General features: G+C 63.6%; 16 protein-coding genes. 5 read left to right on the top strand and 11 right to left on the bottom strand.

What is annotated here, in order from left to right:
* On the bottom strand, nt 1–249 hold a 249-nt coding region (locus BMX04_RS16420; protein WP_139194595.1), incomplete at its 3' end, for a transposase.
* Between the two features lie 160 nt (nt 250–409).
* Here BMX04_RS16420 and BMX04_RS16415 point away from each other — a divergent pair.
* Both BMX04_RS16415 and BMX04_RS16410 read left to right on the top strand, forming a co-directional pair.
* Nucleotides 410–1,168 (top strand): DUF6478 family protein, encoded by a 759-nt coding sequence (locus tag BMX04_RS16415; protein ID WP_050663088.1) that lies wholly within the window; start codon nt 410–412, stop codon nt 1,166–1,168.
* A 13-nt stretch (nt 1,169–1,181) separates the two neighbouring features.
* Entirely contained in the window at nt 1,182–1,559 is a 378-nt protein-coding gene (locus tag BMX04_RS16410; protein WP_074787971.1) for a hypothetical protein, read from the top strand.
* 59 nt (nt 1,560–1,618) lie between these two features.
* On the opposite strand, the gene BMX04_RS16405 is transcribed toward BMX04_RS16410, so the two are convergent.
* Complete coding sequence (locus tag BMX04_RS16405; protein WP_074787970.1) at nt 1,619–2,431, bottom strand: MBL fold metallo-hydrolase; 813 nt, start codon at nt 2,429–2,431, stop codon at nt 1,619–1,621.
* A 124-nt stretch (nt 2,432–2,555) separates the two neighbouring features.
* On the bottom strand, nt 2,556–3,776 hold the full coding sequence (locus tag BMX04_RS16400) for a bifunctional alpha/beta hydrolase/OsmC family protein (protein WP_074787969.1): 1,221 nt from the start codon (nt 3,774–3,776) through the stop codon (nt 2,556–2,558).
* Between the two features lie 198 nt (nt 3,777–3,974).
* Between BMX04_RS16400 and BMX04_RS16395 the strand changes: the two genes are divergently transcribed.
* Complete coding sequence (locus BMX04_RS16395) at nt 3,975–4,718, top strand: GGDEF domain-containing protein (protein ID WP_074787968.1); 744 nt, start codon at nt 3,975–3,977, stop codon at nt 4,716–4,718.
* Between the two features lie 116 nt (nt 4,719–4,834).
* Nucleotides 4,835–5,023, top strand: coding sequence for a hypothetical protein (locus BMX04_RS16390; protein ID WP_074787967.1), 189 nt, complete (start codon nt 4,835–4,837; stop codon nt 5,021–5,023).
* Between the two features lie 6 nt (nt 5,024–5,029).
* Here the strand turns inward: BMX04_RS16390 and dddP are convergent, their stop codons facing one another.
* On the bottom strand, nt 5,030–6,370 hold the full coding sequence (gene dddP, locus BMX04_RS16385) for a dimethylsulfonioproprionate lyase DddP (protein ID WP_074787966.1): 1,341 nt from the start codon (nt 6,368–6,370) through the stop codon (nt 5,030–5,032).
* A gap of 170 nt (nt 6,371–6,540) precedes the next feature.
* On the opposite strand from dddP, the gene BMX04_RS16380 reads away from it, so the two are divergent.
* Nucleotides 6,541–6,834: an SCP2 sterol-binding domain-containing protein gene (locus tag BMX04_RS16380; RefSeq protein WP_074787965.1), complete on the top strand. Its 294-nt coding sequence runs from the start codon at nt 6,541–6,543 to the stop codon at nt 6,832–6,834.
* A gap of 13 nt (nt 6,835–6,847) precedes the next feature.
* Here BMX04_RS16380 and BMX04_RS16375 read toward each other — a convergent pair whose 3' ends face one another.
* The 7 genes from BMX04_RS16375 to BMX04_RS16345 form a co-directional block, all read right to left on the bottom strand.
* Entirely contained in the window at nt 6,848–8,476 is a 1,629-nt protein-coding gene (locus BMX04_RS16375; RefSeq protein ID WP_074787964.1) for an AMP-binding protein, read from the bottom strand.
* Nucleotides 8,477–8,563: 87 nt separating this feature from the next.
* On the bottom strand, nt 8,564–10,078 hold the full coding sequence (gatB, locus tag BMX04_RS16370) for an Asp-tRNA(Asn)/Glu-tRNA(Gln) amidotransferase subunit GatB (RefSeq protein WP_074787963.1): 1,515 nt from the start codon (nt 10,076–10,078) through the stop codon (nt 8,564–8,566).
* Between the two features lie 63 nt (nt 10,079–10,141).
* Nucleotides 10,142–10,825 (bottom strand): thiaminase II, encoded by a 684-nt coding sequence (tenA, locus tag BMX04_RS16365; RefSeq protein WP_074787962.1) that lies wholly within the window; start codon nt 10,823–10,825, stop codon nt 10,142–10,144.
* Nucleotides 10,822–11,754 (bottom strand): ABC transporter substrate-binding protein, encoded by a 933-nt coding sequence (locus BMX04_RS16360; protein ID WP_074787961.1) that lies wholly within the window; start codon nt 11,752–11,754, stop codon nt 10,822–10,824. The genes tenA and BMX04_RS16360 overlap by 4 nt, the downstream gene beginning before the upstream one ends.
* A complete protein-coding gene (locus tag BMX04_RS16355; RefSeq protein ID WP_074787960.1) occupies nt 11,751–12,728 on the bottom strand; it encodes a HesA/MoeB/ThiF family protein in 978 nt (325 codons plus the stop codon). The genes BMX04_RS16360 and BMX04_RS16355 overlap by 4 nt, the downstream gene beginning before the upstream one ends.
* Nucleotides 12,725–13,321 carry a thiamine phosphate synthase gene (locus BMX04_RS16350; protein WP_074787959.1) on the bottom strand — a complete coding sequence of 199 codons (597 nt, stop codon included), beginning with the start codon at nt 13,319–13,321 and terminating at the stop codon, nt 12,725–12,727. The genes BMX04_RS16355 and BMX04_RS16350 overlap by 4 nt, the downstream gene beginning before the upstream one ends.
* On the bottom strand, nt 13,321–14,091 hold the full coding sequence (locus BMX04_RS16345; RefSeq protein WP_074787958.1) for a thiazole synthase: 771 nt from the start codon (nt 14,089–14,091) through the stop codon (nt 13,321–13,323). The genes BMX04_RS16350 and BMX04_RS16345 overlap by 1 nt, the downstream gene beginning before the upstream one ends.

Below are 14,091 nucleotides of genomic sequence, written 5' to 3'. Positions count from 1 at the left end.
CAATGGCAGGTGGCTGCTGTGCATCACCGTGCCAGCCGTCACGGATGTCTGTCGCCCGCAGCCAGCACATTCCCAGGTCGCCCGATTTCGCTTGAGAGGCCAACCCTTGCAGGTGCCACAAGAGGGGCAGACGAAGCCGTCCGGCCAGCGTCGTTCTGCCAGATACTCCGAACACGCTTCCTCATCGAAAAAAAGCGCGTCGAACGCTTGGCGGGACATAGGTCTATCGTTTTTCCATCTGGCTGGCATGAGCGGAACAATAAGCGAACATCACAGATTTGCAAGCCCGGTGGCACAACATCCTGTGCCGCCGGAACGAAGGGGATAAGCCTTTTAATGTTATTCAAAGGCGGTCACTATATAACATGGGGCCGTCCCGCCTGAGAGGCTTGGCAAAGGTGCGTTCTGCATGAAAATTCTCGATGTCGTGATGCACCAGCGCAACCTGCGAAAGTGGCGGGGTGCTGCGCGTAACGCCTCGATGATGAATATCAGTGCCCTGCGTCGGGCACGGGCGCAGGCACGCAAGCTGATGTATTCCCTCAACGAGGTGATCTCGGTCGCCGATAACCGTCTTGCCTTGCCGATGATCGGCTCCAATGCCTTTCCGCGCCCGCACGGCACCGATTGGGCCTGGCGTCCCGAAGTCTGGCGTGAACCGCTGCCGGTGCCCGGCATGGCGTCGGTGCAATCGAAATCCATGCTGGGACGCGAGGTGACGCTGTTTCACGATTGCGCCCATTCGGAATTGTCACTGCGCCAGCTGCGCAACAGCCGCGAGGCCGATCTGGCCCCGTATGGCCTGCGTATGGATGTGTTCGCCTTTGACGGCTCGTTCCTGTCGCTGGTGCTGGATTTTCCGCAACAGGCGGTGGATGGGCTCACGCGGCGACACCTGATCCGTATGGACACCATCGTGGAACTGGAAAAGCCGCTCGAAATCTTTGCCCGACTGAATATCAAGCACGGGCCCAACACCGAACAGATCGTCCGCGAATTGCCGCTCAACGAGGAAGAGATCATGGTCGAGTTCGACCTGGCCTATTCCAACCTCAATGAAAAGCGGGTTGAACGCGCCTGGATCGACCTGATCTTCGAGAACCCGCAAATGAGCCAGGTCGTGCTGCGCGACGTCACCTTCAGCCGCCGCCCGCGCGCCGACCTCTAGGAATGGAGCGATTATGTCCGATCTGACACTGACCAAGACACGGCTTTTCGAGGGGGTTTGGGAAGGCGTGCTCTCGGGTGAGCCCACGGCCGGGACCACGCCGGAGATCGAGGTGACGCATCATCAGGACCCGATTGCAGGCGTTGAGGTGATCGCCCGCCCGGATGCGGGCGATTGGGTTGTGCGCGTGCCGGTCCCGCCCGAGAAGGTCGCTGACGGGGTTCAGACATTCGTGATCCGTGATCGTGCGACCGGCGCGGTTCTCGACAGCTTTGCGCTGCTGGCGGGGGATGTGCTGAGCTATGATATCCGCGCGGAAATGGCGCTGTTGCGCGAAGAGCTGGACCTGTTGAAGCGTGCGTTCCGGCGGCATTGCCTGGAAACGATGTAGGCGCAGTTCCGGCGGTTGCGTGGGACGGCCGATGATGGCGCGGCGGCGCGTGCCGCGCCTTACTCTGCCTCGCGCAGATAGGCCGGGCGCAGCACGATGATGGTGGGCCGGTCCGGCAGGCTGCGCAGCGAGACCTCGATCTCGCTCACCCCGGGGCGCAGGATCGCGAAATCCCCCTCCATCCCCGCCAGAAACCGCTCCAGCGTGCTGTCGGTAAACCAGTGCATCGGGATCACCACGCTGGCGCGCACCCGGCGCAGCACGTTCATCATGTTCTCGATATTCATGGTAAAGCCGCCATCGACCGGGGCCATGACCACGTCCATCCGCCCCAGCGCGGCATATTGATCGTCCGATGGTTCGTGATGCAGGTGGCCGAGATGCGCGATGCACAGGCCCTCGGCCTCGAAGACGAAGATCGAGTTGCCCTTGGGCTCCACCCCGCCGCCCGAGCGGATATCAGTCGGGACGTTGCGCACCAGCATGCCGCCGAGATCCAGGTGATGGTCGATGCCTTGCCCGAAGTCCCCCCAGCCGGGCAAAACATGCGGGATCGCCGGGTCAGGATTGGCCGTCCAATGGGTGGAATGGGCGTGGTTCATGGTGACGATATCGGGGATGAAATCGACATTGCCGACAAAACCGGTGAAATCCGTCACCGCGTTGTATCCCCCCGCCTGAATGAGAAACGAGGCATGCGCGATGTAGCGGATGCGCGCGGTGAACTCTGGCAGGGGATCGCGAAACCCGGCCTTGTGCAGATAGTCCAGCCCGGGCGTGGCATCGGCCAGCGCGATGCAATGGCTTGGGCGACGGTCCTGCGCCGTGGCGGGCAGGCCAAGCACCAACATGACAAGAAGCAGTCGGATCATCGGCAGTCCTCCTTATTGTCTCAAGGAGGATAGCACGGTTTGACGCCGCGTCAGCCTTTTGCCGCGCAGAGCGGGCGTGTTGCCCGGAGAATGCATGCCGGTGGCACATGGTCCTGCGCAAGAATTAATCAGGACGCGCAGCGCGGGTCTCGACGATCGAGGACCGCTCCAGCGTGCGATGCACCGGGCATTTATCGGCGATCTCCATTAGCTTGTCGCGCTGTTCATCGCTCAGATCGCCCTCCAGCCGTACCACGCGGGTGAACTTGTCGGCCTTGGCGTCGCTGCGGCTGTCGGCATCCTGCGCGTGCACCTTGTCATGGCAGACATCGACGCTGACATGATCGAGCGGCCAGCCCTTGCGGCGGGCATACATGCGGATGGTCATCGAGGTGCAGGCCCCCAGCCCTGCCGCGAGAAAGCCGTAGGGCGACATGCCGCGATCTGTGCCGCCATAGGCTGAAGGCTCGTCCGCCAGAACGTGATGGCCGGGCCCGGCATTCACATCCTGCAAAAAGCCGTCTGCATCGGCCTCCGAGACGCGCACCACGCCCTCGGGCGCACCGGGCGGCGGGGCCGGTGGGGTGAGGTCGAGATAGCGAGCGGCCCAGGCGGCGATCACCTGTGCGGCATATTCGGCATCGTCGGAATCGGTGATCAGGTGATCGGCACCGTCGAGCGTGACAAAGCTCTTGGGGTGCCTGGCTGCCTTGAAAATCTCGGCGGCGTTCTCGACGCCCACGGTGGCGTCGCGCGGCACGTGCATCACCAGAAGCGCGCGATTCAGATGGGCGATCCGCTCGGCGAGGTTTTCGGCGCGCACGTCCTCGATAAAGGCTTTACCGATCCGGATGGGACGCCCGCCCAGCGTCACCTCGGCCACGCCATCCGCCTCGATCTGCTCCAGCGCGCCTTCGAAGTTATGCGTCACATGGCTGGGATCGAACGGCGCGCCGATGGTCACGACGGCGCGCGCGCTGTCGATCTTGCCCGCCGCTGCCAGAACCGCGGCCCCACCGAGGCTATGACCGATCAGCAGGCTTGGTGCCATGTCGCGCGCGGAAAGCGCCTTGGCGGCTAGGTCGAGATCCTGAATGTTCGACGTGAACGAGGTGTTCTCGAACTCCCCCCCCGAATGGCCCAGCCCGGTGAAATCAAAGCGCAGCACGGCGATGCCTGCGCCTGCCAGCCGAGCCGCGATACGCCGGGCGGCGGGAATGTCCTTGGAGCAGGTAAAGCAATGCGCGAAGAGTGCGGTGGCCAGATGCGGCCCCTCGGGCAGGTCGAGCCGCGCGACGAGATCGTCGCCGGAATGTCCGGTGAAGGTGAGGCGTTCGGTGGGCATGGCATGTCCTTTTGCAAGTCGCGTTGTCCTTAGAGTAGGGAGGCGACCCCGGTATCGCCACCCCCGGTAGGACGCGTCACGCGAAGGTGAGGCCCCGTCGCAATTGCCTCAAATCCTGTGGATTATGGCGGCGATCCGCCACGCGTCGTTAACGATTGCGGGGCATCCTTGACCGGGGTCGAATGGAGAGGGGTGCCCATGCCTTGGGAGGTGCGAACGCGGCAGGATGAAATCCGGTTCACGCTGGTCGTGTCACTGATCGTGCTGGCGGCCAGCGGTGTGTTGCGCTCGCTGATGCTGCCGCCCGAACTGGCGATGCCGACGCTGGTGCCCGGTGCCGCAATGGCGGTGATGATCGCTGCGCCGATTGGCTGGATCATCGCACGGCGCCTGAGGGCCGTGCATGATCTCAGTGCGCGACTGGAACATGCACTGCACCATGATCTGCTGACCGGGGTGCGCACGCGGGCCAGTTTTTACGAGGCTGCGCGCGCGCTGGAGGGCCAGCCTTGTGTCGTGATCGTCGCGGATATCGACCATTTCAAGGGGTTCAATGATTGCCATGGCCATTTCGCGGGGGATCAGGCGTTGCGGCAATTCGCGACCCTTCTGGCCGGCAATTGCCGGGGCGGCGATCTGGTGGCGCGGTTCGGCGGCGAGGAATTCGTCATCGTGCTGCGTGGGACGGGGGCGGACCAGGGGCGCGCAATCGCAGACCGCCTTGCCGACCGGGTGCGCGCAAGCCCGATCTACGTCGGAGAGCGCAGCCTGTCGCTGACCGCCAGTTTCGGGGTCGCTGCGTGGACGCCCGGCGGCGACATGGATAACGCGATCCAGCAGGCCGATTGCGCCCTGTATCGAGCCAAGAACTCGGGTCGCGACCGTGTCTGTTGCCATCACGCCGGACCGGAGGGCGCGGCACCGCTTCAGGCGGTAAGTTGACAGGATCGGGCCATATTATCACAAAACGTGATGCTTGGCATGCGAAACATTCGCTTTAATTATGCAATCTGCGTGCCTACCTACAGTCTTGCACCATGCAAGGAAAGGACAGCACGATGCCCCATGATATCAGCCTCACCCCCGTCGGCCGCTCGCGCCGCGTTCCGCACTTCGCCATCGGACTTGGCCTTCTGGCGCTGCTTGTGGCGATCCTCGCCTCGAGCCCGGCACCGGAATCCCAAGACACGGACGCGGCGGCCCCTGTCCAAGAGGATTGGCACGGCAATGTGCGCCGCTCGCGCTGACCGGGGTCAGTCGCCCATCAGCACCGCGTCGAATGGATAGCGCGTCAGGTTCTCATAACCGTCTTCGGTGATGAGAACCTGATCCTCCAGCTTGATCGAGAAATCGCCCCCCACCTCGCCCACCAGCGCCTCGACGCAAAGCACCATGCCGGCCTCAAGCGGATAATCGAAGGCACCGGGCACGGCATGATCCGGATAGGCCACCAGCGGCCACTCGTCACAAAGCCCCACGCCGTGCATCAGGCAGCCGTATTTCTGCGCCTGATAGCGGTCCTCCAGAACATGGGTATTGGCGCTCAACTCGGGGATCATCACGCCGGGTTTGAGCATCTCCATATTGGTCTGGATATGTTCGACCGCGTGGCGCATGGCGTGGATCATGTCGGGGCGGGGTCGCGCATCGCCGATCCACCAGCTGCGCGAGATATCGACGCAGATGCCGTAAGAGCCGATGAGGTCGGTATCGAAACTTATGATCTCGTTATTCTGCGCGATGCGCGGCCCGCATTCCTGAAACCACGGGTTGGTGCGTGGCCCCGAGGCCAAGAGCCGCGTCTCGATCCATTCGCCGCCGCGCCGGATGTTCTCGGCATGCAGGACCGCCCAGATGTCATCCTCGCTGGTCTGACCGAGCGGCACATTGGCCCGCGCGAACACCTCCATCTCCGCGACCGCCGCCTCGCAGGCATGGCTTGCGCAGCGCATGGCGCGGATCTCGTCGGGGCCTTTGACGCTGCGCGCCTTCTCGGTGACCTCTTCGCCCTCCATCACGACAAAGCCCTGCGCCTCGAGCGCGCGCAAGCCATGCAGCATCGGCTTGTCCACGGCAAGACGGTGGTTGCCCGGCGCATGCTCGTCAAGGATCGTGCGCACGTCATTCGCAAAGACATCGGCGGCCACGTCCACCTTGTCGCCCCGGTCGAAATAAAACAGATCCGCGCCCGATCGCACCTCGCGCACCAGAGGGTTGAACGATGACAGGAACGGCGCGTTCTTGTAATCCCACATCACCATATGGCCATCTGCGCACAAGAGTACCGCGCGGAACGGGTTGTGCGCGTTCCAAAGCTGCATGTTGGTGCTGTCGGTGGCGTAGCGGATGTTCAAAGGGTCGAACATCAGCAGCCCCGCATAATCGCGATCCACGATATGCTGCGTCAGCCGCGCCCAGCGGTAGTGGCGCATCTCCTGCAGGTCGGGCAGGTCGAGCCCCGCCGCCGCCCATTCGGCAAAGGCCAGCTGCGTCGGGCCGATCTCGATCCGGTTGGCATCGTTGGGGGTGTTGTCGCCCAACATGGCCCCGCGCGTCGGGTCGATCTTGCGGGTGTCGCGGTAATGGGTGTTCATCGGTGGCGGTCCTCCTGCCCTGGGGTCAAGAGTGCCATGTACCGCGTGCGCGGCGCGCCCGATTGCGACATGGTGCGTGGTCGTATTCTTGCCGTGCCTGCGATGTGACGCGAGGTTTCGCTTGAACCGGGCCGCGCGACGGCGATGATCCGGGCACAAAGGAGCCCGGCATGACCACGATCATCGACGATTATACCACCACCCTCACCCCCAAGGCGCGCGGGCGCATCAAGGGGGTGGCCAAGCTGCGCATCGAGGGGCAGGGCAGCGTCATGCTGACCGAAGACGGCGCCGCGCCGGGTGACGAAGCGGCGGATGTGGTTTTATCGGCCAGTGACGAGGTGTTCCGCAACATCCTGTCAGGCGCGCAGAACCCGATCATGGCCTACATGTCGGGCAAGCTGAAGGTCGAGGGCAACGTGCAGCGCGCGCTCAAGGTCAGCAGCATCCTGACCGACGCCTGACGCCTGTCCTAAGTCACAGCCCCCGCGCTATCTGGCGCAGTTCGAATTTCTGGATCTTGCCGGTCGAGGTCTTGGGCAGCTCCTGAAAGACCACCGATTTCGGTGTCTTGAACCCGGCCAGACGCTCGCGGGCAAAGGCAATGAGATCAGATTCGTCTGCCGTCGCGCCATCCTTCAACTCGACAAAGGCGCAGGGCACCTCGCCCCATTTCTCATCCGGTCGCGCCACCACGGCACAGAGCAGCACCGCCGGGTGCCGCATCAGCACGCCCTCCACCTCGACCGAGGAAATATTCTCGCCGCCCGAGATGATGATGTCCTTGGCCCGGTCGGCGATCTGCAGATAGCCGTCGGGGTGCTGCACGGCGATGTCGCCGGAATGGAAATAGCCGCCCGCGAATGCCTCTTGCGTCGCCTTGGGGTTCTTGAGGTACCCCTTCATCACCGAATTGCCCCGGATCATGATCTCGCCCTGTGCCTGCCCGTCCATCGGTGTCTGGTCCATGGTCTCGGGGTCCATCGCGGTGATATCCTCCATCATTGGCATCAGGATACCGGTGCGGGCCTTGATCGCATAGCGGTCTTCGTCATCCAGATCGTTCCAACCCTCCTGCCACAGGCATTCGGTGACATGGCCATAGGTCTCGGTCAGCCCGTAGACCTGCGTCACCTGAAAACCCAAAGGCTCGATCGCCGCCAGCGTCGCGGCGGGGGGCGGGGCCCCGGCGGTAAAGACATCGACGATATGATCGAACGCACGCCGGTCCTCGCCCTTGGCGTTGACGATGGTGTTGAGCACGATGGGCGCGGCCCCGAAATGGGTGACACCCTCATCGGCGATGGCGTCATAGATCGCCTTGGCGGTGATGTCGCGGCAGCACACGGTGGTGCCACCCAGCATCGGCATCATCCAGACATGGTTCCAGTTGTTGCAATGAAAGAGCGGCACGATGGTCAGGTAACGCGGATAGCGCCGCATGTCCCAACTGACGACGGTGCCCATGGTCATCAGATACGCGCCGCGATGGTGGTAAACCACGCCCTTGGGCCGCCCGGTGGTGCCCGAGGTGTAGTTGAGCGCGAGGCTCTCCCATTCGTCCTGCGGCATGATCCACTCGAACTCGGGGTCGCCGGTCGCCAGCAATTCTTCGTATTCCATGTAATGGCCGTGGCCATGCACGCCCGCCTGATCGTCGGCCACCTCGATGATGCCGGGAGCGGGGCGCTCCATCAGCTCGGTGGCCTGCATGAGGGTGGGCAGGAATTGCGGATCGCAGAGCACCAGCCGCGCCTCGCCGTGGTCGAGGATATAGGCGATGGTGTCGGCCTCGAGCCGGGTGTTGATCGCGTTGAGCACCGCCCCCGCCGCCGGCACGCCGAAATGCGCCTCGCAATGGGCGGGGATATTGGGCAGGAGGGTGGCCACCACATCGCCCGGCTCGATCCCGAGACCCGCCAGCGCCGACGCGAGGCGAGAGACCCGCGCGTGATATTCGGCATAGGTCTTGCGGAACCCGTGATAGACCAGCGCCTCGCGATCCGGAAAGAGATGCGCCGCGCGCCGCAGATGCGACAACGGTGTCAGCGCCACGAAATTCGCGGCACAGCGGTCCAACCCGGTCTCGTCCTTCATCCAGCCCATCGAACCCTCCCTGATTCTCCCTCGCGGGTCCGGAGAGATTAGGCAAGTTCAGGGCGCTTTCAAATGGGGAAGATCGGGCGGAGGCCGTTACAGCCCCAGCTTCGCCGTCACGATCTCGTTCACTGCCTTGGGGTTGGCCTTGCCGCCGGTGGCCTTCATCACCTGCCCCACGAACCAGCCTGCGAGTTTCGGGTTGGCTTGTGCCTTTTCGACCTGCGCGGGGTTGGCGGCGATGATCTCGTCGACGGCCTGCTCGATCGCGCCGGTGTCGGTGACCTGTTTCATACCGCGCGCCTCGACGATCTCTTCGGGGTCACCGCCCTCGGTATAGACGATCTCAAAGAGGTCCTTGGCGATCTTGCCGGAAATGGCGTCGGACTTGATCAGCCGCACGATGGCGGCCAGTTGCGCCGGGCTGACCGGGCTGTCCTCGATGGAGTGGTCTTCCTTCTTCAACCGTCCAAAGAGTTCGTTGATCACCCAGTTCGCCGCCAGCTTGCCGTCGCCTGCACCTGCTGCGACCTGCTCGAAATATCCGGCGTTGGCGAGATCGGCGGTCAGCACGCTGGCGTCATACTCGCTGAGGCCGAACTCCAGCACAAACCGCGCCTTCTTGGCGTCGGGCAGTTCGGGGAGATTGGCCGCGATCTCATCGACCCATTCCTGCTCGATTTCCAGCGGCAGCAGGTCGGGATCGGGGAAATAGCGGTAATCATGCGCCTCTTCCTTGGAGCGCATGGACCGGGTCTCGTTCTTGTCCGGGTCATAGAGGCGGGTCTCCTGCACCACCTCGCCGCCCGCTTCGACAATCGCAATCTGGCGGCGCGCCTCGTAATCAATCGCCATCTGGATAAAGCGCATGGAGTTCATGTTCTTGATCTCGCAGCGGGTGCCCAGATGCGCGAAATCCTGCGTTTCCATGTATCTCTCATACTGCCCCGGACGGCAGATCGACACGTTGACGTCCGCCCGCAGGTTGCCGTTCTGCATGTTGCCGTCGCAGGTGCCCAGGTAACGCAGGATCTGGCGCAGCTTGGTGACATAGGCGGCGGCCTCTTCCGGGCCACGAATGTCGGGGCGGCTGACGATCTCCATCAGGCAGACGCCGGTGCGGTTCAGATCGACAAAGGACATTGCTGGGTCCATGTCGTGGATGGATTTGCCTGCGTCCTGCTCCATATGGATACGTTCGATCCGCACCAGCCGCGCGATGCCCGGTTCCATGTCGACGAGGATTTCGCCCTCACCCACCAGAGGATGGTAAAGCTGGCTGATCTGGTAGCCCTGCGGCAGGTCGGGGTAGAAATAGTTCTTGCGGTCAAAGGCCGACCAGAGGTTGATCTGCGCCTTGAGGCCCAGCCCGGTGCGCACCGCCTGTTCGACGCAAAACTCGTTGATCACCGGCAGCATGCCCGGCATCGCCGCGTCGACAAAGGCGACGTTGGAATTGGGCTCGGCCCCGAAGCGGGTGGAGGCCCCGGAGAAGAGCTTGGCGTTGGAGGCGACCTGTGCGTGCACCTCCATCCCGATGACGAGTTCCCAGTCGTGTTTCGCCCCGGCGATGACCTTGGGTTTCGGGGATTCGTAGGTGAGATCCAGCATCACGCGGCTCCATGCTCTGACTTGGCCCGCGTTCTACGCGGCAGGGGCCAAGGGGGCAAGGGGCTAGCGTCCGAAGCTGAGCCCCATATCCCAGAACGCCACCTCGAGCCGCGTGGCGGTGGTGAAGCGGTGGCAGAGCCGGTCCCATCCGGGCGTCGTTGTCGGGTCATCCCCCAGACGGCGCGCGACCGCCCCGTCAAAAAGCGCGCCCGCATCGCGGCAGACCTGCTGATAGTCGTCGCCCGCATAGGTGCCGATCCAATCGGCATAGGGGTGATCATCGGGCACCGGCCCCAGCCGCGCGCCGATCTCGCCATATCCCATGACGCAGGGTGCAAGTACCGCCAGCAGGTCGAGGAAATTCCCCGAATGCCCGGCATCGAGCACGTAGCGGGTATAGGCGAGGTTGGCGGGGTGTTCCTCGGCGCTATAGAGGTCGTCCTCGCTCAGCCCCGCCTCGGCGCAGGTTTTCACATGTAGGCTGAGCTCGTGATTGACCAGTGCGTCCACCGTGGCCGCACTGGCGCGCATCTCTTCGAGCGCATCCGCCTTGGTCACGGCCAAGGCCCAGGCGCGGGCGAAATGGATGAGGAACACGTAATCCTGCACCAGGTATCCGAGAAACGCCTTGCGCGGCAGCGTGCCCTCGCGCAGCCCCTCGACAAAGGCGTGATGGGTGTAGTGCGTCCAGACCGTCCCAGCCGCATCGCGCAGGCGGGGGAAGGTCGCTCCGTAATCATGGGTCATTCTGCGTTCAGGTCCATGGCAAGGCCCGAAACGGGCGTGTCAGTCTCGATCATCCCCGCCTCCAGCAGGAACTGCTCGAACCGCTTGTAGCGCGCGTGATCGAGCGCGGCGGGACGGGTGGCAAAGCGCGGGAAGGTGTCCACCCAGGCTTTCTCGTTCAGCTCGTCCTGCAACTCGCGCGAGGTGCCGGCGAATATCTCCCAGCTCTCTTGCGGATGGTTCATGATGTATTGCGTCGCGCGCTCGGTCGCATGCAGGAAGCGGCGGATCATGTCGGCATCCATGCGGTCGGGATTGGCGACATAGATCAGCTCGTCATAGGCGGGCACGCCCTCTTCCTCGATATAGAAACAGCGGCCCGGCACGCCTTCGATCTCCATCTGATTGAGTTCGAAATTGCGATAGGCGCCGATCACCGCATCCACCTGACCGGACATCAGCGAGGGCGAGAGCGACCAGTTCACGCTGACCAGTTCGATATCGCTCAGGTTATGGCCATGCTGCGCGAGAATGGTCGAGAGCAGCACCTCCTCGACCCCCGCCACGGAAAAGCCGACCTTGCGACCCTTGAGATCGGCGGTGGATTTCACCGGACCATCCTTCAGCACCAGCAGGCAGTTGAGCGGCGTGGCGACCAGTGTGCCGACCCGGCGCAGCGGCAGCCCGTTCTCGATCTGCATATGCAACTGCGGCTGATAGGAAATCGCCAGATCCGCCTGCCCAGCGGCAACCATCTTGGGCGGGTCGGAGGGGTCGGCGGGGGCGATTACCTCGACCTCCAGACCGGCCTCTTCGAAATATCCCAGTTCCTCGGCCAGGATGATCGGGCCGTGATCGGGGTTCACGAACCAGTCGAGGATCAGCGTCATCTTGTCCTGCGCCATGGCCGGGGCGGCCAGAAGGGCGAGGATCAGGGTCAGATATTTCATGTGTCTCTCTCCTGTTGGAGATCGCCGAGGGCGATCAATGCAATCTCTCCGTCCCAATGGCCACGCAGCCGCGTCGCGGCCTGCCATGACCGCAGGCCAGAGCGGCAGGCCAGCACGGCGCGCGCGCCTTGGGGGTGCAGGGTGTCGAAATCGGGCACGCTGTGGCGCTTGGCGTCTAATAGGGCGGGGCCGGATTCGTCCTCGGCGCGCAGGTCCACCAGCCAGTCGCCCGGCGTGATCTGCGCAGGCGCGATGAAGCCAAAGCCGCTTTCCGGCTCGGGCGCGCCATCGAAACGGAAGCCGCCGAAGCGGTGGCCGATGGCGTCGAACGTGACGAGTTGGCCGAGCGGTTGTGGCTCAATCCCTGCCAAAATTGCCATTGCCATCTGTGCCTGAAGGCTGCCGATGACGCCCACGCAAGGCCCCAGCACGCCATCTGTATCGCAACTGCCCAAACGGTCCGGCAGGTCAGGGAACACCGCCCGCAAAGACGGCGCGCCGCCGCAGAACCCGCCGACATAGCCGGAGGTGCCCACGACCGACGCGCTGATCAGCGGCCTGCCCAGTTCAAGGCAGGTGTCGGACAGCACATAGCTCGCGGCGAAACTGTCGGCGCAGTCCAGAACCAGATCAGCAGCGGCCACGTGATCCGATGCATTCATTGGGTCAAGCGGCTCTGAAACGGCGGAAATTGCGCAGTCCGGATTGAGTGCGCCCATATGCACGGCGGCAATCTGTGCCTTGGGCAGGCCGACATCCTCCATGCGAAACAGCGTTTGACGGTGCAGGTTGCTCAGGGAAACCCGGTCGCCATCCATCAGCGTGATCCGCCCCATGCCCGCGCCCACAAGGTATTGCAGCACCGGCGCGGCAAGTCCGCCTGCGCCGACAACCAACACATGCGCCGCCGCAAGCCGCGTCTGCCCCTCTGCCCCGAATTCAGGCAGGGCGATCTGGCGAGCATAACGGTTCATGTCGTGGCCTCGATCCATTGCCGCACCCGCGCCTCGGGGGTGTCATTGAGCGTGATATCGGTCACGGCAGAGACCACATCGGCCCCCGCCTCGAACGCACCTTGCGCCCGCTCCACCGACATGCCGCCGATGGCGACGAGGGGGATGTCGCCGATCAACCGCTTCCATTCCGTGAGCTTGTCCAACCCCTGCTCGTGCCACTTCATTTTCTTGAGAATGGTCGGATATACGGGACCAAGTGCCACATAATCGGGGTCATGCGACAGGGCGCGGTCCAGCTCAGTATGGTCATGGGTGCTGAGGCCCAGCTTGATTCCGGCGCGGCGAATGGCGGGAATGTCGGCGGTATCGAGATCCTCTTGCCCCAGATGCACCCAGTCGCACCCCTCATCAATCGCCGCCTGCCAGTGATCGTTGACCACAAGGATCGCGCCAGTCTCACTACACAGGCTCTGTGCCTGCGTAATTTGCTGTTTCAGTGCTTCGCCGGTCATATCCTTGACCCGCAATTGCACAAGCCCCACGCCAAGCGGCAAAAGGCGGCGCAGCCATGAGGCGTCATCGAAAATCGGGTAAAACCGCGGCAAGGTCATCAGGTAAACGCCCTCCCAAGAACAGGCGTCGACGGGGCGGCCATGTCGCGCGGCTCCATCGGGTCGGCCTCAAACCCCAGGCGACCCGCCTCCAGCGCGCGGGCGAACCCTTGGGCCATGGCTACCGGATCACCCGCCTTGGCGACCGCTGTATTCAAGAGCACCGCATCATAACCCAATTCCATTGCGTGCGCCGCCTGTGACGGCAGGCCGAGACCTGCGTCAATCACCAGCGGCAGGTCGGGGAAATGTGCGCGCAAACTGCGCAGCCCGTAGATATTGTTGAGCCCCAGCCCGGTGCCGATGGGCGCGCCCCAGGGCATCAGAACCCGGCACCCGGCCTCGACCAGCCGCTCGCAGAGCACCAGGTCCTCGGTGCAATAGGGAAAGACCTGAAAGCCGTCATCGGTCAGGATGTGCGCCGCTTCGACAAGGCCGAACGGATCGGGCTGCAACGTATCGGCATGGCCGATCACCTCGAGCTTGATCCAGTTGGTGTCAAAGAGTTCCCGCGCCATCTGCGCCGTGGTTACCGCCTCGCGCACCGAATGGCAGCCGGCGGTGTTGGGCAGGACGTGAACGCCCAGATCACCGATCATGTCCCAGAAGGCTTGCCCCGCGCGCTCGCCCCCGGCCTCGCGGCGCACCGAAACGGTGGCAATGCCCGCGCCGGAGCGTTTGAACGCCTGCGCCAGGATCGCAGGCGAGGGGTATTGCGCGGTGCCCAGCATCAGGCGCGATTTGATTTCGGTGTCGTAATACGTTGGCAT

Origin of the sequence: Roseovarius tolerans, from assembly GCF_900109855.1 — a bacterium.
Taxonomy (GTDB): Bacteria; Pseudomonadota; Alphaproteobacteria; order Rhodobacterales; family Rhodobacteraceae; genus Roseovarius; species Roseovarius tolerans.
This window is presented reverse-complemented; position numbering and strand designations above follow the sequence as displayed.

Bases quoted from the DNA above. Each gene is read 5' to 3' on its own strand.
- BMX04_RS16355 (WP_074787960.1), bottom strand. From the start codon at position 12,728: ATGAACCGTTATGCTCGCCAGATCGCCCTGCCTGAATTCGGGGCAGAG.
- BMX04_RS16360 (WP_074787961.1), bottom strand. From the start codon at position 11,754: ATGAAATATCTGACCCTGATCCTCGCCCTTCTGGCCGCCCCGGCCATG.
- BMX04_RS16405 (WP_074787970.1), bottom strand. From the start codon at position 2,431: ATGATCCGACTGCTTCTTGTCATGTTGGTGCTTGGCCTGCCCGCCACG.
- gatB (WP_074787963.1), bottom strand. From the start codon at position 10,078: ATGCTGGATCTCACCTACGAATCCCCGAAACCCAAGGTCATCGCCGGG.
- tenA (WP_074787962.1), bottom strand. From the start codon at position 10,825: ATGACCCATGATTACGGAGCGACCTTCCCCCGCCTGCGCGATGCGGCT.
- BMX04_RS16350 (WP_074787959.1), bottom strand. From the start codon at position 13,321: ATGACCTTGCCGCGGTTTTACCCGATTTTCGATGACGCCTCATGGCTG.
- BMX04_RS16415 (WP_050663088.1), top strand. From the start codon at position 410: ATGAAAATTCTCGATGTCGTGATGCACCAGCGCAACCTGCGAAAGTGG.
- BMX04_RS16395 (WP_074787968.1), top strand. From the start codon at position 3,975: ATGCCTTGGGAGGTGCGAACGCGGCAGGATGAAATCCGGTTCACGCTG.
- BMX04_RS16390 (WP_074787967.1), top strand. From the start codon at position 4,835: ATGCCCCATGATATCAGCCTCACCCCCGTCGGCCGCTCGCGCCGCGTT.
- BMX04_RS16345 (WP_074787958.1), bottom strand. From the start codon at position 14,091: ATGCCAACGTATTACGACACCGAAATCAAATCGCGCCTGATGCTGGGC.
- BMX04_RS16375 (WP_074787964.1), bottom strand. From the start codon at position 8,476: ATGGGCTGGATGAAGGACGAGACCGGGTTGGACCGCTGTGCCGCGAAT.
- BMX04_RS16410 (WP_074787971.1), top strand. From the start codon at position 1,182: ATGTCCGATCTGACACTGACCAAGACACGGCTTTTCGAGGGGGTTTGG.
- dddP (WP_074787966.1), bottom strand. From the start codon at position 6,370: ATGAACACCCATTACCGCGACACCCGCAAGATCGACCCGACGCGCGGG.
- BMX04_RS16380 (WP_074787965.1), top strand. From the start codon at position 6,541: ATGACCACGATCATCGACGATTATACCACCACCCTCACCCCCAAGGCG.
- BMX04_RS16400 (WP_074787969.1), bottom strand. From the start codon at position 3,776: ATGCCCACCGAACGCCTCACCTTCACCGGACATTCCGGCGACGATCTC.